Genomic DNA, 17,959 nt, shown 5'->3' with positions numbered 1-17,959 from the left:
CGCCGAACGATGTTCAGCGAATTCTTCCATCCGGGATGAGAAGGAAACGGCATATACGACCAGGGCGCCGCAAGATGAGCGCCAACGGGGAAGGCTTAGTGAAAACGGGTAGTAATGTTGTCATCATCAGCATTCCTGGCCGTAAATGAAACACGCATACTCATAAGTTAAATCAATTAAATACTAACAGTTATATTCATGTTGTCTATTTCATTACAATCAGCTTGTGATACATCACGATGTTCTACATTTCGATTACGTTTTTAACCCAAAATATCCTTAACAGGAACGGTGACTATCACACAGCGTTATTATTCTCTTGTGTACAAATATCTTAACGAAAGGTAATAAGGTATTTTTGCGAAAAGAGGGTGGATGAGAAAAAGCAGCGTTTTAAGCAACGATGAAAAATAAGGAAAAGATATTAATTCAGAATTAGCTGTAGGATAAATATTTATTTGCCAGCATTAACTCGCCTATAAAATTCAATACTCAGAACAATAAATCCGGTTATAGTAAAGTTACTTTTTACAATTAGTGGTATCTCATTGTTATATTTAATTGACTAAAAATACTACTTACACGCTTTCTGACATTAGCGGAAACGCATATGGAGATTGAGATGAACATATATATCGGATGGTTGTTTAAATTAATCCCTTTGATAATGGGTATAATATGCATCGCGTTAGGTGATTTTGTATTAGCAGGTTCTGGGCAAAGTGAATATTTCGTTGCAGGACATGTTTTAATTTCTCTTTCTGCAATATGCCTGGCGTTGTTCACTACAGCATTTATTATCATCTCTCAGTTAACTCATGGTGTGAATAAATTCTACAACACGCTATTTCCTATTATTGGTTATGCAGGTTCCGTTGCAACGATGATTTGGGGATGGTCTCTGCTGGCAAGCGATAATGTGATGGCGGATGAATTTGTTGCCGGGCACGTTATTTTTGGTGTTGGGATGATTGCCGCCTGCGTATCAACCGTCGCGGCATCTTCCGGGCATTTTCTGCTCATCCCGAAAAACGCAGCAGGGAGTAAAAGCGATGGAACTCCGCTTCAGGCTTATTCTTCGTTTATTGGTAATTGCTTAATTGCCGTGCCACTACTTCTGACTCTCTTTGGTTTCCTCTGGTCAGTTACGCTTTTGCGTAGTGCAGATATTACAGCGCATTATGTTGCAGGCCATGTACTCCTGGGGCTAACGGCAATTTGCGCTTGTCTTATTGGTCTGGTCGCCACCATTGTTCATCAAACGCGGAACACATTCTCAGAGAAAGAACATTGGCTCTGGTGTTATTGGGTTATTTTGCTCGGCTCACTTACCGTTATTCAGGGTATCTACGTATTAATCAGTTCAGATGCAAGCGCCCGTCTGGCACCCGGCATTATTCTCATTTGTCTGGGAATGATCTGCTACAGTATTTTCTCCAAAGTGTGGTTGCTGGCGTTAGTCTGGAGACGCACCTGTTCGTTAACCAACAGAATACCAATGATACCGGTATTTACCTGCCTGTTTTGCCTGTTCCTCGCGGCGTTCCTTGCTGAAATTGCGCAAATCGATATGGCTTACTTTATTCCCTCGCGGGTTCTGGTAGGCTTGGGTGCAGTATGTTTTACGCTGTTTTCAATCGTTTCTATATTAGAAGCGGGTTCTGCGAAAAAATAATGGCTCTCGCCGGGTTGTGGTTATGCTACAGCCCGGCGAATATTAATACTTCCCGTTATTCACGCAGCACTCTTCACGCAGAAAACTAATAATTCCTTCCAGAACATCATATTGCGAGACACACATCAACGTGCGACTTTCGCGGTTTTGCTTAACCAGACCAACGGAGACCAGCGCCGAGATATGGTGGCTTAAGGTCGATGCGGGGATCGCGAGTTCCTTCTGTAACTCGCCTACCGGCATCCCGCGCTCTCCCGCTTTGACCAGATGACGAAAAATAAACAAACGGGTAGGATGACCTAATTCTTTCAGTGCCTTAGCGACATCTTCCAGTTCCATAAGTAGTTTCTCCGGTTAATTGATATTTCGATGATACCAGAAATATCTTGCTCATCGTTCATAATTTCGATAATTTTAGAAATATAGTTTTATAGAGAGTATAAAATGTTTGAATGGTTACCAGGGCTGCGCGACGCCGCCGGGATGTTCCTGTTCTTAGCCGTAGAGCTATCGTTACTTTTTCTTCTTATCAGTGCTGGTGTCAGCGTAATCCGTCAGAAAATCCCGGATCATAAGATCCAGAAAATGATGGGTGCGCGTAAAGGGCGCGGTTATTTGCTGGCAGCAATGTTAGGTGCAGTGACTCCGTTTTGCAGTTGCTCAACCATTCCCATGCTTCGCGGTCTTCTTTCTGCAAAAGCGGGATTTGGCCCAACGCTCACCTTTTTGTTTGTTTCACCATTACTCAACCCGATTATCGTCGGGCTAATGTGGGCAACATTTGGCTGGAAGGTAACGTTGCTGTACGCCGTTATTGCGTGCGGTGTTTCGCTGAGCGCCAGTTTGTTACTGGATTTTGTTGGCTTCGAACGATACGTCATACCGGCGAAGGCGAGCAACGCGAGCTGCTGCAAACCGGTGTCCGATAAACCCGTTATTAACTTGCGCTCCTCGACGTTTACGCCACAAACCACATCTTGCTGTACCGCAAAACCTGCTGTTAATTGCTGTAGTGCAGCCAAAACGGCTCCCCCCAGCCTGCTGACTCAGGCAATAAAGGATGCATGGCTGCAATTTAAAGAAGTGCTGCCCTACCTGTTAATTGGGGTACTAATTGGCTCATTTATTTACGGCTTTATTCCAGCGCAATGGATTGCAGCACATGCCGGAACGGATAATCCACTGGCCATCCCCTTGAGCGCGGTTATAGGTATCCCGCTCTATATACGTGCAGAGGCCGTAATTCCCCTCGCGTCGGTATTAATGACCAAAGGCATGGGGATAGGAGCTGTAATGGCACTCATCATCGGTAGCGCGGGTGCCAGCTTAACAGAAGTTATTTTGCTGAAATCGATGTTTCGCACGCCGATGATTATTGCCTTTCTGATGGTAATTTTAGGAATGGCAGTGGTCATGGGATATGTAACGCAGACGTTATTCTGAGGCTGTAGCGTTAAAAAAAGTTTCAATATTTGACATGAAAATAATGTCACTAAAAACACAACAAATTGATATGTAACGATATCTACATGTGACAAAAACAAATTCAGAGAACCGGATAATCCAGATATCCATCTTTACCGCCGCCAAAGAATTTCTCCTTGATGGGCGCATTCAGCGGTAAATCGTTTTCCAGACGATACGGAAGATCCGGGTTGGCAATAAACGGACGACCAAAACCAATCAGATCAGCCCAGCCGTTAGCCAGCGCCTCTTCGGCGCGCGCTTTGGTGTATTTACCGGAGTAAATCAGCGTGCCGTGGAAAATTATGCGCAGCGCTTCTTTAAAGGCCGCTGGCATCACCGGCGCATCTTCCCAGTCGGCTTCGGCAATATGGATATAGGCAATCCCCAGCTCGTTCAGTACGCTTGCCGCCGCGAGGTAGGTCGCTTCCGGCGTATCGTCTCTGGAGCCCATCAGCGTAGTCAGCGGCGCGAGACGAATTCCTACACGCTCTTTACCAATCGCCGAAGAGACAGCTTCCACCACCTCTTTCATAAAGCGCAGACGATTTTGCAGCGAGCCGCCGTATTCGTCATCACGCAGGTTGGCCTGCGAGTCAATGAACTGGTTAATGAGATAGCCGTTCGCGCCGTGCAACTCAATACCGTCAAAGCCAGCGGCAATCGCATTACGCGCCGCCTGTGCATAGTCATCAACGATTGACGGGATCTCTTCCAGCGTCAGTGCACGTGGCATGTCATGCTGAACCATCTCGCCAACGCCGTTCTCCGGACCACGGCCTTCCACATCGACAAACACTTTTACCCCTTCGGCCTGAATTGCCGAAGAAGACACCGGTGCGGCACCGTTCGGTTGCAGCACGGTATGAGACACGCGACCGACGTGCCACAGCTGAGCAAAAATTTTACCACCTGCGTGATGTACCGCATCGGTCACTTTTTTCCAGCCAGCAATCTGCGCCTCAGAATAAATACCCGGCGTCCAGGCATAACCCTGCCCCTGCTGGCTGATTTGCGTACCTTCGCTGATGATAAGTCCAGCACTGGCACGCTGCGCGTAATAGTCCGCCATCATGTCAGTCGCAACGTCACCCGCACCGGCGCGGGAACGCGTCATCGGTGGCATTACAATACGGTTTTTTAATGGCAACGCATTCAGCGCATATTTAGCAAATAACATAATGGGTTCCTCGCGCGATTATTTATACAGTTCGGCACTCATGGTGACGGTATTGCCCATGCGAGCGCTGGTAATTTTGTATTCAGAGGCGTTCATCTCTTTCGCTTTCTGCGCAATAACCGCTTCCGCAGAATCCAGTGTTGTACCGGTTGCTGTCACGCTTTGCGCCGATGCGTTAAACGCCGCGACAGAGAAAAGAGAAGCCGTAAAAATTGCGATGATCGTTTTCATGTTTATATTCCAGAGTGTCTTAATTGTTTGGCGTTTATTAACGCGATGGGGAGAGAATACGCCTGCTGCCTGATAACATAAATGATACAAATGACAATAGACTATTCTGTTTTTGTTAATAATCAGACGCCGGACGTGCCGACGCCTGTCGATCGCATCAGGCAACAAAGTTGTCCTTCAGCGCCTTGAGACCATCCCGATAGATGCCGGTAAACAGCGCCTCGGCCTCTTCGTTCGTCACATTCACCGGGGTGAATTCACCGAACCATTCCACACGGGAAACCTGGCTGTCGGCGGTTTCATGAACGGTAATGGTGGAGAGGTAATCCACCACCGGGAACGGTGCCTGAATAATGGAATAGGTATAACTGCGTTGACGGTTATCAAACGCTTCCAGACGTTCAACCACAGTGCCGCCGTCAGAGGTTGTCAGCGAACGAACGCGACCACCTTCTGTCACCACGCTTTTCGGGATGAATGGCAGCCAGTCTGGCAGCGCATCAAAGCCGCCCATCAATTGCCATACGGCGTCGGCAGAAGCCGGGATTTCGATTGATACAGTTGTTTTAGCCATGATAATTTTCTCTTAATTTATAGGGTTACATAGTCAGGGTGTCGACGACACCGCCATCGACGCGCAGGGCTGCCCCTGTGGTTGCCGAGGAAAGCGGTGACGCGAGATAAACCGCCAGATTCGCCACTTCTTCCACATCCGCCGCACGCTGGATGATGGAGCTCGGACGCGAGGTTTTAACAAACTCATCGGCCTGTTCACGCGCACTGCGTCCCGACTGTGCAGCGGCATCCGCCAGCATCTCTTTCAGGCCATCGGTAAAGGTTGGCCCTGGCAGAATGGCGTTGACGGTCACACCGGTTCCCGCCAGTCGTTTCGCCAGACCATGAGAGACCGCCAGATTCGCGGCTTTGGTGACGCCGTAGTTGATCATGTCGCCAGGGATTGCCACGCCGGATTCAGACGAGACAAAGATAATCCGCCCCCAGCCCTGTTCCGTCATGCCTGGCGCATAGTGACGCGCCAGACGAACGCCGGAGAGGACGTTGACGTTATAGAAGTGCATCCACTCATCATCCGGCACGCTAAAGAAATCTTTATCGTTGAAAATACCCAGATTATTGACCAGCACATCAGCCGTTGGGACTGCAGCGATCAGCGCAGCCACGCCGTCTTCGGTGCTGAGATCGGCCACCACGCCGCGCAGTGACGCTGTGGGAGTTTGTGCCGCAATCGCAGCCATGGCGTCATCAACGCCGCTCTGTTTACGGCCGACGACAACCACCGTTGCGCCTGCTTTTGCCAGTCCGGCGGCGATACCCTGCCCAATGCCGGAGGTTGAGCCGCTGACCACCGCGACTTTACCTGTCAGATCCAGTTTCATCGTTTTCTCACCAGGTTGATTAACGGGTCGGCAGCGGAGCGTTTTCCGCAACCAGATTTTGACGGCGCATTTCTGCCCAGAACTCAGCCGGAACAGGCGCATTCAGTGCAGCCAGATCTTCTGCCATACGGCCAGGACGGCTGGAGCCAGGAATAACCGCCGCAACGGCCGGGTTTGCCAGCGCGAACTGCAGCGCAGCTGCTTTAACGTTCACATTGAAACGTGTGGCAATGGCGTTAATTTGCGCCACTTTCTGCTGGATGGCCGCAGAGGCTTTCTGATATTCAAAGTGCTCGCCGCCTGCCAGTACGCCAGAGCTGTACGGACCGCCGACAACGATATCCACATTCTGTTCCAGTGCTTCTGGCATCAGGCGTTGCAACGCACGTTCGTGATCCAGCAGGGAATAACGCCCCGCCAGCAGGAACGCATCTGGCTTCGGTTCGTCCAGCGCCAGCGTCAGTTCGCAAGGTTCGACGCGGTTCACACCCAGTCCCCAGGCTTTAATCACACCTTCGTCACGCAAACGTGTCAGCGCACGAAACGCACCGGTACGGGCAATGTTGAACTGCTCCAGCCAGCTGTCACCGTAGAAGTCCTGCGCCGGGTCGTGGATCCAGACAATATCCAGACGGTCTGTTTTCAGGCGTTTCAGGCTGTCTTCAATCGAGCGCAGCGTGGCGTCAGCAGAGTAGTCATTCAGAATTTTGTTTTTCAGACCGTGTTCGAACAGGCCACCTTTTTCCCCGAAATCACGTTTTGCTGGATCTTCCATTTCGTCCAGCATGATGCGGCCGACTTTGCTGCTCAGAACATATTCATCGCGTGGATACTGAGACAGCGCTTCACCCATGCGGATTTCAGAAAGGCCAGAGCCGTACAGCGGCGCGGTATCGAAGTAACGCACGCCCAGGTTCCAGGCTTCGCTCACGGTGGCGTGAGCCTCTTCTTCCGGGATGGCACGGAACATGTTGCCGAGCGGTGCGCCGCCTAAGCCAATTTTGCCGGGAAGTAAATTTTTGATGCTCATAAGATGTCCTCAATTATTCGGTTTGGGTTCGGGCGTTTTTTTGCTATCGCCCTGTGACGTGGATCACATTACCTTGCGAGGTTGTGACTTGATAGGACATAATTCGTCTGACTTAAGTCCTTTGAGGTCTAACATGATTGATTTACGCCAACTGAAGTACTTCGTGGTGGTCGCAGAAGAAGAGCACGTGGGACGCGCAGCCGAGCGATTACATATCTCGCAATCACCGCTGAGCCGCCAGATTGCACAACTGGAAGAACGGCTGGGGCTGATGCTGTTTGAGCGTAATCAGCAGCGCATTCGCCTGACCGCTGATGGACAGACATTCCTTGCCGAAACACGTTCGTTGCTGACACACGCCAACCGTCTGGAGTCGTTAGGCAAACGCCTGGGGCGTGGTGAAGATGGTGGCTTGTGTATTGGCTATATTGAAAACGCCATGCATTCCGGTGTGCTTTCTACGGCGCTACGAACGTTACGTGTATCGCGTCCGAATGTGCATATCGCTCTTTACAGCCAACCACCGGCTACCCAGATTGAAGGCCTGCGCCAGCGCAGTCTCGATTTTTCTCTGGTCGATACGCCGCCCGCCGACAGCGAGCAGGATCTGGAATATATTCAGGTTCTGGATGATCGAATGTTGTTGGCCTTACCGCAAAATCATCCTCTGGCGCAGGAGGAAAACCTTGTCGCGTCGCAACTTGGCGATGAGCAGTGGATTGCGGTGATTCATAACGACGATGCGCATTCTCGCGATCATTTTGTCGCAGCCTGTGTTAACGCTGGGTTTAATCCTGATATTCGCCTGGAAGCGGGTGAACCACTCACGGCATTAGGTCTGGTCGCTGCGGGATTAGGTCTGGCCTTAATTCAACATAGTCTGCGTCATAATGCGCCGGAAGGGGTGGTATTACGTGAATTGCCGTGGATGAATTATTCAACGCAATTATGGGCAGCATGGCATAAAGCCAACCAACGTCCGCTGGTTTCCCATTTCCGCCAGATTCTGCGCGGTGAATAAAACATTAAGCGGGAACCATTAGTTCCCGCTTCCCGGCCTTGATGTTGATAACGGCGCCGAATTTTTATTATTTATTCACAGCCGCCAAATCCTGCGCACAAGCCCATGCGCTCGACCACGCCCACTGGAAGTTATAGCCCCCCAGCCAGCCGGTGACGTCCATCACTTCACCAATGAAGTACAGCCCCGGCACTTTGCGCGCTTCCATTGTCCGTGAAGAGAGTTCGTTGGTGTCCACACCGCCGAGCGTCACTTCGGCGGTACGATAGCCTTCGGTGCCGTTGGGTTGTACGCGCCAGTCGGTCAATGTGGTAATCAGCGCCTGTTGATCGCGCACGTTGAGCTGTTTTAGCGAGACGTCCGGGATTTGCCCCAGTTGTTGTAACCGTTCAACCAACCGTTTCGGCAGATGAACCGCCAGGGTGTTCTTCAGGCTCTGGTTTGGATGTGCGTTACGCTGCTCATTAAGGAAGGTTTCGAGATCCACATCCGGTAGCAGATTGATGCTGACAAATTCGCCCGGCTGCCAGTAGCTGGAAATCTGTAATACCGCAGGGCCGGATAAGCCACGATGAGTGAAGAGTAAGTTCTCGCGGAATACGGTGCCGTTTTCAGCGGTGATCACCGAAGGCACCGCCACGCCCGCCAGCACCTGTAACTCTTCCAGCAACGGTTTATGCAGGGTGAATGGCACCAGGCCAGCGCGGGTTGGCAACACATTGAGGCCAAATTGTTCGGCAATCTTATAACCGAACGGCGATGCGCCCAGACCAGGCATCGAGAGGCCTCCGGTGGCAATGACCAGTTTATCGCAGCCGACGGTCATACCGTTCAGTTCAAGCGTAAACCCCGTTTCATCCTTTGCCACACTCAGCACTTCGCTGCGCAATCGGAAGGTCACATTACCCTTTTCACACTCATCCACCAGCATGTCGACAATCTGCTGTGCAGAGTCATCACAGAAGAGTTGTCCTAACGTTTTCTCGTGCCAGGCGATGCCGTGTTTATTGACCAGATCAATGAAATCCCACTGGGTAAAGCGGGCGAGAGCTGACTTACAAAAATGCGGATTCTGGCTCAGATAGGCGCCAGGTTCGACATAAAGGTTGGTAAAGTTGCAGCGCCCACCGCCAGACATGAGGATTTTGCGCCCCGGTTTTTTACCATTATCAATCAGCAAAACTCTGCGTCCCGCCTGACCTGCCAGCGCAGAACAGAACATACCAGCCGCACCAGCGCCTATAATAATGGCATCAAACCTTTCCACGTTGCGCTCCTCTTAGAAAAAACGGGCGTGAATTGTAAAGATTCCTCAGTGGTCGCACCAGCATCAATATTACTTAGGGGAAGTATTTACCTGAATTATATAAGATAATTATTTTTTGAGTAAAAATCATACAGGAGGCAAATCAAAAAAATCTATATTTCACTTTGCCCGCGCCGCGAAAGTCACTGATAATGCGCCGCGTTCATGTCCTCAAAATGGCGTAACGTCCTATGCTACATTTGTTTGCTGGCCTGGATTTGCATACCGGGCTGTTATTATTGCTTGCACTGGCTTTTGTGCTGTTCTACGAAGCCATTAATGGTTTCCATGACACAGCCAACGCTGTGGCAACTGTCATCTATACCCGCGCGATGCGTTCTCAGCTCGCTGTGGTTATGGCGGCAGTGTTCAACTTCCTGGGTGTTTTGCTGGGTGGTCTTAGTGTTGCCTATGCCATTGTGCATATGCTACCGACAGACTTGCTGCTTAATATGGGATCGTCCCATGGTCTCGCCATGGTGTTCTCTATGTTGCTGGCGGCGATTATCTGGAACCTGGGTACCTGGTACTTTGGTTTGCCTGCATCCAGCTCCCATACGCTGATCGGCGCAATCATCGGTATTGGTTTAACCAATGCGTTGATGACCGGTACGTCAGTGGTGGATGCACTCAATATCCCGAAAGTATTAAGTATTTTCGCATCTCTGATCGTTTCCCCTATTGTCGGCCTGGTGTTTGCTGGCGGTCTGATTTTCTTGCTGCGTCGCTACTGGAGCGGCACTAAGAAACGCGCCCGTATCCACCTGACCCCAGCGGAGCGTGAAAAGAAAGACGGTAAGAAAAAGCCGCCGTTCTGGACGCGTATCGCGCTGATCCTTTCCGCTGTCGGCGTGGCGTTTTCTCACGGTGCGAACGATGGTCAGAAAGGCATTGGTCTGGTTATGCTGGTGCTGATTGGCGTCGCACCAGCGGGCTTCGTGGTTAATATGAATGCCTCAGGCTACGAAATCACTCGTACCCGTGATGCAATCAACAACGTGGAAGCTTATTTTGAGCAACACCCTGCACTGCTGAAACAGGCGACCGGTGCTGATCAGTTAGTACCGACTCCGGAAGCAGGCGCAACACAACCTGCGGAGTTCCATTGCCATCCGTCGAATACCATTAACGCGCTCAATCGCCTGAAAGGCATGTTGACTGCTGACGTGGAAAGCTACGACAAGCTGTCGCTTGACCAACGTAGCCAGATGCGCCGCATTATGCTGTGCGTTTCTGACACCATCGACAAAGTGGTGAAAATGCCTGGCGTCACAGCAGATGATCAGCGTCTGTTGAAGAAACTGAAGTCCGATATGCTGAGTACCATCGAGTACGCTCCGGTGTGGATCATCATGGCGGTCGCGCTGGCGTTAGGTATCGGTACGATGATTGGCTGGCGTCGCGTGGCAACGACTATCGGTGAGAAAATCGGTAAGAAAGGCATGACCTACGCTCAGGGGATGTCTGCCCAGATGACGGCTGCGGTGTCTATCGGCCTGGCGAGTTATACCGGGATGCCGGTTTCCACCACTCACGTACTCTCCTCTTCCGTAGCGGGGACGATGGTTGTTGATGGTGGCGGCTTACAGCGTAAAACAGTAACCAGCATTCTGATGGCGTGGGTGTTTACCCTCCCGGCTGCGATACTGCTCTCCGGCGGGCTGTACTGGATCTCCTTGCAGTTCCTGTAATCGCACGCATAAAAACGAGCGGGTCAGTTTTCTGACCCGCTTTTTTTTATGCGTTATTGCTGTGGTACTTAATGCCAGATCATCAATGCAATCAGGCTTACCACGACCAGACCACACAATGCGCTGGTCAGAATAAACTGCCGACGCACACGCTCGCAGCGACGAATAAACTCATCATCGTGATGATCGCGATACCTCTGAGCATAGATATACCAAACGAGACGCACCTGTTTGTTAGGTTGGCCATGTGAGGTAAAAAAGCCCCCTCCATCTACATATTGATAGAGCAATGGATCGCAATTACGCAGTACCACTAACAACGCGCGTAGTGATGAGAAATAGCGCGCCATGTTAACAATGCAAACGACACATAAAGCCCAAAATAATGCGACGGTGCTTATCATACCTCCTCCCCGGCGACCGGCCCACGGAGTTCCACTCCGGGGCTACCGCTCCCGATACGCTGCCAATCAGTTAACACCAGGTCCTGGAGAAACCGCTTTTGTCGTGACGCACATCCGAGCGGCTCTATAGATAGTGTAGGAGATCAGCTTGTTTTTTTTCCATAAGGTTAACCACTATCAATATATTCATCTCGAAAATTTGATTATCTGATTGGTAAGCAAGGCGGATTGACGGATCATCCGGGTCGCTATAAGGTAAGGATGGTCTTAACACTGAATCTTTACGGCTGGGTTAGCCCCGCGCACGTAGTTCGCAGGACGCGGGTGACGTAACGGCACAAGAAACGCTAGCTGGCCAGTCATCGACAACTTTATGGAAGGAGTAACACTATGGCTTATAAACACATTCTCATCGCGGTCGATCTCTCCCCGGAAAGCAAAGTTCTGGTAGAGAAAGCAGTCTCTATGGCTCGCCCCTACAATGCGAAGGTTTCTCTGATCCACGTAGATGTAAACTACTCTGACCTATACACCGGGCTTATTGATGTGAATCTGGGTGATATGCAGAAACGCATCTCCGAAGAGACTCATCACGCGCTGACCGAGCTCTCCACCAACGCAGGTTACCCAATCACTGAAACCCTGAGCGGCAGCGGCGATCTGGGTCAGGTTCTGGTGGATGCAATCAAGAAATACGATATGGATCTGGTTGTTTGTGGTCATCACCAGGACTTCTGGAGCAAACTGATGTCTTCCGCGCGTCAACTTATCAACACCGTTCACGTTGATATGCTGATTGTTCCGCTGCGCGACGAAGAAGAATAATCATCCCCTCCCGACTTGCTCCCGACGCCCGCTTATGCGGGCGTTCTGCTTTTGCGCACTCCTGGCCTGCAGGCTCATAGATACATAGAGCTATCCAAATTTTCAGCACCTCAAAAAACAGAATGTAAAACCATCTTACTTCAAACAACCAGCATGATTATCTGGTTACTTTCTGTCGAAATAGTGCATATAACTATTTACCACATCAATATTAAAAATCTTAGACATATGTAAAATCTTTCGCGCGCAATCACTTACGCGTTCATACTTTTCAGGATGGTATTGGAAGGTTAATAAATATGAATACAACAACACCCACCGGGATGCTGCAACAACCTCGCCCATTTTTCATGATCTTTTTTGTCGAATTATGGGAGCGATTCGGCTACTACGGCGTGCAAGGCGTGCTGGCGGTTTTCTTCGTTAAACAGCTCGGATTCTCACAAGAGCAGGCCTTTGTCACCTTTGGCGCTTTTGCTGCGCTGGTCTATGGACTTATCTCCATTGGTGGCTATGTCGGCGACCACCTACTTGGGACTAAACGCACCATTGTTCTTGGGGCTATTGTGCTGGCGATTGGTTACTTCATGACCGGAATGTCGCTACTTAAGCCTGATCTGATTTTCATCGCCCTGGGCACTATTGCCGTCGGCAACGGCTTGTTTAAAGCCAACCCGGCAAGCCTGCTTTCTAAATGCTATCCACCGAAAGACCCGCGTCTGGATGGTGCTTTCACACTGTTTTACATGTCGATTAATATTGGTTCATTGGTGGCGTTGTCGCTGGCACCCGTGATTGCCGATAGATTTGGTTATTCCGTTACCTATAACCTGTGCGGGGTAGGTTTGATTGTCGCGCTACTGGTCTACATCGCCTGTCGCGGGATGGTGCAAGATATTGGTTCAGATCCTGACTTCCGACCACTGAACTTCGGCAAACTGTTGTACGTGTTGATGGGCAGCGTAGTGATGATCTTCGTCTGTGCATGGCTCATGCACAACGTAGAAGTCGCCAATCTGGTGCTGATCGCCCTCTCCATCGTCGTCACCATTATCTTCTTCCGTCAGGCATTCAAGCTGGATAAAACCGGGCGCAATAAAATGTTCGTCGCCTTTGTGCTGATGCTCGAAGCGGTGGTGTTTTACATCCTCTACGCCCAGATGCCAACGTCGCTGAACTTCTTTGCCATCAACAACGTGCATCATGAAATTCTCGGTTTTTCCATCAACCCGGTCAGCTTCCAGGCGCTTAACCCGTTCTGGGTGGTACTCGCCAGCCCAATACTGGCGGGCATTTACACTCATCTGGGTAACAAAGGCAAAGACCTCTCGATGCCGATGAAATTTACTCTCGGCATGTTTATGTGCTCGCTGGGTTTTCTGACTGCCGCCGCTGCTGGGATGTGGTTTGCTGATGCGCAGGGGCTGACATCACCGTGGTTTATCGTGCTGGTTTACTTGTTCCAGAGCCTGGGTGAACTGTTTATTAGCGCCCTGGGTCTGGCAATGGTTGCTGCCCTGGTGCCGCTGCATTTGATGGGATTTATTCTGGGGATGTGGTTTCTGACGCAGGCTGCCGCGTTCTTGCTCGGCGGCTATGTGGCAACATTTACCGCCGTGCCAGACAACATTACCGATCCGCTTGAGACGTTACCTGTTTATACCAACGTGTTTGGTAAGATTGGTCTGGTCACGCTGGGCGTTGCAGTAGTGATGTTGATGATGGTGCCCTGGCTGAAACGAATGATTGAGACACCGGAAAGCCATTAATTATTTTTGCAGAAAAACGGGTAGCTATAACGTTACCCGTTTTCACTTTTACACCGGCGTACCCGCATAAATATCAAAGCGATGCCCTTTGGTAACAACCGCGTTCGGTGTGGCGACATTCGCCAGCGGCGGCGCATAATCCGGGCGCTTCACCACCACGCGTTTGGTCGCCAGCAACCGCGCAGGCTCCAGCAACCCATCGGCATCGAGATCCGGCCCCACCAGCGACTGAAACACACGCATCTCTTTCTTCACCAGCGCGCTTTTCTGCTTATGTGGGAACATCGGGTCAAGATAGACCACCTGCGGGCGCGGAGTAATATCGGTCAGCGCCGTCAGGCTGGAGGCGTGAATCAACTGCAACCGTTCCTGCAACCAGCTGCCGATTTCCGCATCGGCATAGCCACGCGCCAGGCCGTCATCGAGCAATGCGGCAACCACCGGATTACGTTCCAGCATCCGCACGCGGCAGCCGACCGAAGCCAGTACAAAGGCATCGCGCCCTAAACCTGCGGTCGCATCGACGACATCCGGCAGATAATCGCCTTTAATGCCCACCGCTTTCGCTACCGCCTCACCGCGACCGCCGCCGAATTTGCGTCGGTGCGCCATTGCCCCGCCGACAAAATCAACGAAAATGCCGCCAAGTTTCGGCTCATCACGCTTACGCAGTTCCAGATGCTCCGGCGTTAACACCAGCGCCATCAGGTTGTCTTCATCATGTTCCAGCCCCCAGCGAGCCGCCAGAACAGATAAGGCGCCGTCTCCGGCGCCCGATTCATCAATTAAGCAGATTTTCACTGAATGATCAGCCCTTAATGCCGTAATGCTCCAGCATCGCATCCAGTTGCGGTTCGCGACCACGGAAGCGTTTGAACAGTTCCATAGGCTCTTCTGAACCGCCACGGCTCAGAATGTTGTCGAGGAACGACTGTCCAGTATCACGGTTGAAAATCCCCTCTTCCTCAAAGCGCGAGAAGGCATCCGCCGCCAGCACATCGGCCCACAGGTAGCTGTAGTAACCTGCTGCATAACCACCGGCAAAGATATGGCTAAATGCATGTGGGAAACGACCCCATGACGGAGACGGCACCACAGCAACCAGTTTCTTGATTTCTGCCAGGGTTTCGAGGATTTTCGCTCCCTGATCCGGGCGGAACTCTGCATGGAGGCGGAAATCGAACAGGCCGAACTCTAGTTGACGCAGAATAAACAGCGCCGCCTGGTAGTTCTTCGCCGCCAGCATTTTATCCAGTAGCTCTTTCGGCAGCGGTTCGCCGGTTTCATAGTGACCGGAGATAAATGCCAGCGCCTCCGGCTCCCAGCACCAGTTTTCCATAAACTGGCTCGGCAGTTCGACCGCATCCCACGGCACTCCGCTGATACCGGAAACACCGGCAGTTTCGATGCGGGTCAGCATATGATGCAGACCGTGACCGAACTCGTGGAACAGGGTGATCACTTCGTCATGGGTAAACAGTGCCGGTTTACCGTTCACCGGGCGGTTGAAGTTACAGGTCAGATAAGCGACCGGTTTTTGCAACGAACCGTCGGCTTTACGCATCTGGCCTACGCAGTCATCCATCCACGCCCCACCGCGCTTGTTTTCACGGGCATACAGGTCGAGGTAGAAGCTGCCGCGCAGTTCGTTGTTCTCGTCATACAGTTCGAAGAAACGTACATCCGGGTGCCAGACATCAACATCTTTACGCTCTTTAGCGGTGATGCCGTAAATACGTTTCACCACTTCAAACAGGCCGTTAACCGCTTTGTTTTCCGGGAAGTACGGACGCAGTTGTTCGTCACTGATGCTGTAGAGGTGCTGTTTCTGTTTTTCGCTGTAGTAAGCGATATCCCACGGCTGCAACTCATCGACGCCAAATTCCGCTTTGGCGAAGGCGCGCAGTTGCGCCAGCTCTTTTTCACCTTGCGGACGCGCACGTTTTGCCAGGTCGGTTAAGAAATCAAGCACCTGCTGCGGGTTCTCCGCCATTTTGGTAGCCAGTGATTTGAAAGCGTAGTTTTCAAAGCCCAGCAGTTGCGCCAGTTCGTGGCGCAGGGTGAGGATCTCTTCCATCACCTTGCTGTTGTCCCACTTACCGGCGTTCGGGCCTTGATCGGAGGCGCGGGTGCTGTAAGCGCGATACATCTCTTCGCGCAGAGACTGATTGTCGCAGTAGGTCATTACCGGCAGGTAGCTTGGGATATCCAGCGTCAGCAGGTAGCCTTCCAGTTCTTTCGCTTCGGCCTGGGCTTTTGCCGCAGCCAGCGCGCTTTCTGGCATCCCCGCCAGCTCAGCTTCGTCGGTAACGAGTTTAGTCCAGCCCATCGTCGCATCGAGGACGTTGTTGCTGTACTGGTTGCCCAGCTCGGAGAGACGGGTGGCAATCTCGCCGTAACGTTGCTGTTTCTCTTTCGGCAGACCGATGCCCGACAGTTCAAAATCACGCAGTGCGTTATCAACCGCTTTCTTCTGTGCCGTGTTCAGCGTGGCGTAATGATCGCCATCGCGCAGATCGCGGTACGCTTTGTACAGCCCTTCGTGTTGCCCTACCCAGGTGCTGTATTCCGACAGCAGCGGCAGCGTTTGTTCGTAGGCTTCGCGCAGCTCCGGGCTATTTTTCACCGAGTTCAGGTGGCTGACCGGGGAGAAAATACGTCCCAGCACATCGTCCACTTCTGCCAGCGGTTGGCAGAGATTTTCCCAGGTGTACGGTGCCCCCTGCGCTACCACGCGCTCCACATTTTCGCGACAGTCGTTCAGCGCCTTAGTCACGGCAGGAACGACATGTTCCGGGAGAATTTTAGAAAACGGAGGCAATTCAAAGGGAGTCAGTAACGGATTCGTCATAGGTACAGTCCTGGTTAAATAGAGGGAACGAAACGCTCACAGGCGCTTTCGCCGGAGGCGACGCTGACGTCTTATCCGACCTACGTTAATAGGCCGATGCCATCCGACGCGTAATGGGTAATAGCATGGGGTTAAGTGTAGTGAATTTCAATGAGAAACGTTACGCTTTCGCGGCGGCGGCCTCTTTTCGGTATACTGTCCTGATATGCTTTTGTGCGTCCCGAATACGGGCCGATTTTTACTTACCGGAACACCTTTACCCATGCTCAGTTATCGCCACAGCTTTCACGCTGGCAACCACGCCGACGTCCTTAAACATACCGTTCAGAGCCTGATCATTGAGTCGCTGAAAGAGAAGGATAAACCGTTTCTCTATCTCGATACCCACGCGGGTGCCGGGCGTTATCAGTTAAGCAGCGAACACGCCGAGCGTACTGGCGAATATCTCGAAGGCATCGCCCGTATCTGGCAGCAGGACGATTTGCCCGCAGAACTGGAGGCGTACATCAATGTGGTTAAACACTTCAACCGTAGCGGTCAGTTGCGTTACTACCCCGGATCACCGTTGATTGCTCGCCAGCTACTGCGCGAGCAGGACAGTCTGCAACTGACCGAGCTGCACCCGAGCGATTACCCGTTGCTGCGTTCTGAATTTCAGAAAGACAGCCGTGCGCGCGTAGAAAAAGCCGACGGTTTCCTGCAACTGAAAGCAAAACTGCCGCCAGTTTCCCGCCGTGGTTTGATACTTATCGACCCACCGTATGAAATGAAAACCGACTATCAGGCGGTGGTCAGCGGGATAGCAGAAGGCTACAAACGTTTCGCTACCGGCACCTACGCATTATGGTATCCGGTGGTGTTGCGCCAGCAGATCAAGCGCATGATCCACGACCTGGAAGCGACCGGCATTCGCAAAATTCTGCAAATTGAACTGGCGGTGCTGCCAGACAGCGACCGCCGTGGTATGACTGCTTCCGGCATGATTGTGATTAATCCACCGTGGAAGCTGGAGCAGCAAATGAATAACGTGCTGCCGTGGCTGCACAGCAAACTGGTTCCGGCAGGCACCGGACACGCTACCGTAAGCTGGATCGTGCCGGAGTAATTGCAACCAT

Annotated in this window: 18 protein-coding genes; 7 read left to right on the top strand and 11 right to left on the bottom strand. The window is 51.5% G+C overall.

Going from position 1 to position 17,959, the window contains the following annotated elements; all coding sequences use genetic code 11:
* Nucleotides 1-13: 13 nt before the first annotated feature.
* A complete protein-coding gene (locus HEM79_RS22620; protein WP_212976463.1) occupies nt 14-127 on the bottom strand; it encodes a hypothetical protein in 114 nt (37 codons plus the stop codon).
* Nucleotides 128-622: 495 nt separating this feature from the next.
* Between HEM79_RS22620 and HEM79_RS10095 the strand changes: the two genes are divergently transcribed.
* Nucleotides 623-1,675, top strand: coding sequence for a DUF2776 family protein (locus tag HEM79_RS10095; RefSeq protein WP_176241351.1), 1,053 nt, complete (start codon nt 623-625; stop codon nt 1,673-1,675).
* 42 nt (nt 1,676-1,717) lie between these two features.
* Here HEM79_RS10095 and HEM79_RS10090 read toward each other — a convergent pair whose 3' ends face one another.
* Nucleotides 1,718-2,014, bottom strand: coding sequence for an ArsR/SmtB family transcription factor (locus HEM79_RS10090; RefSeq protein WP_000418114.1), 297 nt, complete (start codon nt 2,012-2,014; stop codon nt 1,718-1,720).
* Between the two features lie 105 nt (nt 2,015-2,119).
* Here HEM79_RS10090 and HEM79_RS10085 point away from each other — a divergent pair, with 105 nt between their 5' ends.
* Nucleotides 2,120-3,118 carry a permease gene (locus tag HEM79_RS10085; RefSeq protein ID WP_176241350.1) on the top strand — a complete coding sequence of 333 codons (999 nt, stop codon included), beginning with the start codon at nt 2,120-2,122 and terminating at the stop codon, nt 3,116-3,118.
* Nucleotides 3,119-3,221: 103 nt separating this feature from the next.
* Here the strand turns inward: HEM79_RS10085 and HEM79_RS10080 are convergent, their stop codons facing one another.
* The 5 genes from HEM79_RS10080 to HEM79_RS10060 all read right to left on the bottom strand — a co-directional run bounded on the left by HEM79_RS10080 (nt 3,222) and on the right by HEM79_RS10060 (nt 6,977).
* Nucleotides 3,222-4,319, bottom strand: a complete 1,098-nt coding sequence (locus HEM79_RS10080) for an alkene reductase (protein WP_000895476.1) — start codon at nt 4,317-4,319, stop codon at nt 3,222-3,224.
* Between the two features lie 18 nt (nt 4,320-4,337).
* A complete protein-coding gene (locus tag HEM79_RS10075; protein WP_000848792.1) occupies nt 4,338-4,550 on the bottom strand; it encodes a YdgH/BhsA/McbA family protein in 213 nt (70 codons plus the stop codon).
* Nucleotides 4,551-4,707: 157 nt separating this feature from the next.
* Nucleotides 4,708-5,124: an SRPBCC family protein gene (locus tag HEM79_RS10070; protein WP_001140838.1), complete on the bottom strand. Its 417-nt coding sequence runs from the start codon at nt 5,122-5,124 to the stop codon at nt 4,708-4,710.
* Nucleotides 5,125-5,149: 25 nt separating this feature from the next.
* A complete protein-coding gene (locus HEM79_RS10065) occupies nt 5,150-5,947 on the bottom strand; it encodes an SDR family NAD(P)-dependent oxidoreductase (RefSeq protein ID WP_000762716.1) in 798 nt (265 codons plus the stop codon).
* A 19-nt stretch (nt 5,948-5,966) separates the two neighbouring features.
* Nucleotides 5,967-6,977, bottom strand: coding sequence for an aldo/keto reductase (locus HEM79_RS10060; protein ID WP_000023622.1), 1,011 nt, complete (start codon nt 6,975-6,977; stop codon nt 5,967-5,969).
* A 133-nt stretch (nt 6,978-7,110) separates the two neighbouring features.
* Between HEM79_RS10060 and HEM79_RS10055 the strand changes: the two genes are divergently transcribed.
* On the top strand, nt 7,111-7,998 hold the full coding sequence (locus HEM79_RS10055) for a LysR substrate-binding domain-containing protein (protein WP_000566329.1): 888 nt from the start codon (nt 7,111-7,113) through the stop codon (nt 7,996-7,998).
* Between the two features lie 67 nt (nt 7,999-8,065).
* On the opposite strand, the gene HEM79_RS10050 is transcribed toward HEM79_RS10055, so the two are convergent.
* A complete protein-coding gene (locus HEM79_RS10050) occupies nt 8,066-9,265 on the bottom strand; it encodes a BaiN/RdsA family NAD(P)/FAD-dependent oxidoreductase (protein ID WP_176241349.1) in 1,200 nt (399 codons plus the stop codon).
* Between the two features lie 230 nt (nt 9,266-9,495).
* Here HEM79_RS10050 and pitA point away from each other — a divergent pair, with 230 nt between their 5' ends.
* Nucleotides 9,496-10,995, top strand: coding sequence for an inorganic phosphate transporter PitA (gene pitA, locus HEM79_RS10045; protein ID WP_000902771.1), 1,500 nt, complete (start codon nt 9,496-9,498; stop codon nt 10,993-10,995).
* Nucleotides 10,996-11,063: 68 nt separating this feature from the next.
* Here pitA and uspB read toward each other — a convergent pair whose 3' ends face one another.
* Nucleotides 11,064-11,399: a universal stress protein UspB gene (uspB, locus tag HEM79_RS10040; RefSeq protein ID WP_000626187.1), complete on the bottom strand. Its 336-nt coding sequence runs from the start codon at nt 11,397-11,399 to the stop codon at nt 11,064-11,066.
* A gap of 390 nt (nt 11,400-11,789) precedes the next feature.
* Between uspB and uspA the strand changes: the two genes are divergently transcribed.
* Nucleotides 11,790-12,224 (top strand): universal stress protein UspA, encoded by a 435-nt coding sequence (gene uspA, locus HEM79_RS10035; RefSeq protein ID WP_000323571.1) that lies wholly within the window; start codon nt 11,790-11,792, stop codon nt 12,222-12,224.
* 299 nt (nt 12,225-12,523) lie between these two features.
* Nucleotides 12,524-13,993 carry a dipeptide/tripeptide permease DtpB gene (gene dtpB, locus HEM79_RS10030; RefSeq protein WP_176241348.1) on the top strand — a complete coding sequence of 490 codons (1,470 nt, stop codon included), beginning with the start codon at nt 12,524-12,526 and terminating at the stop codon, nt 13,991-13,993.
* A gap of 48 nt (nt 13,994-14,041) precedes the next feature.
* Here dtpB and rsmJ read toward each other — a convergent pair whose 3' ends face one another.
* Together rsmJ and prlC are read right to left on the bottom strand one after the other, a co-directional pair.
* Nucleotides 14,042-14,794, bottom strand: a complete 753-nt coding sequence (rsmJ, locus tag HEM79_RS10025; RefSeq protein WP_021550036.1) for a 16S rRNA (guanine(1516)-N(2))-methyltransferase RsmJ — start codon at nt 14,792-14,794, stop codon at nt 14,042-14,044.
* Nucleotides 14,795-14,801: 7 nt separating this feature from the next.
* Entirely contained in the window at nt 14,802-16,844 is a 2,043-nt protein-coding gene (gene prlC, locus HEM79_RS10020) for an oligopeptidase A (protein WP_085461361.1), read from the bottom strand.
* Between the two features lie 262 nt (nt 16,845-17,106).
* Here prlC and rlmJ point away from each other — a divergent pair, with 262 nt between their 5' ends.
* Nucleotides 17,107-17,949 (top strand): 23S rRNA (adenine(2030)-N(6))-methyltransferase, encoded by an 843-nt coding sequence (gene rlmJ, locus HEM79_RS10015; RefSeq protein ID WP_176241347.1) that lies wholly within the window; start codon nt 17,107-17,109, stop codon nt 17,947-17,949.
* Nucleotides 17,950-17,959 lie beyond the last annotated feature (10 nt).

It is taken from the genome of Escherichia sp. 93.0816 (assembly GCF_013368855.2).
Classification (GTDB): Bacteria; Pseudomonadota; Gammaproteobacteria; order Enterobacterales; family Enterobacteriaceae; genus Escherichia; species Escherichia ruysiae.
Note: the sequence above shows the minus strand (reverse complement) of the source record. Positions and strands in the feature narration are given on the sequence as shown.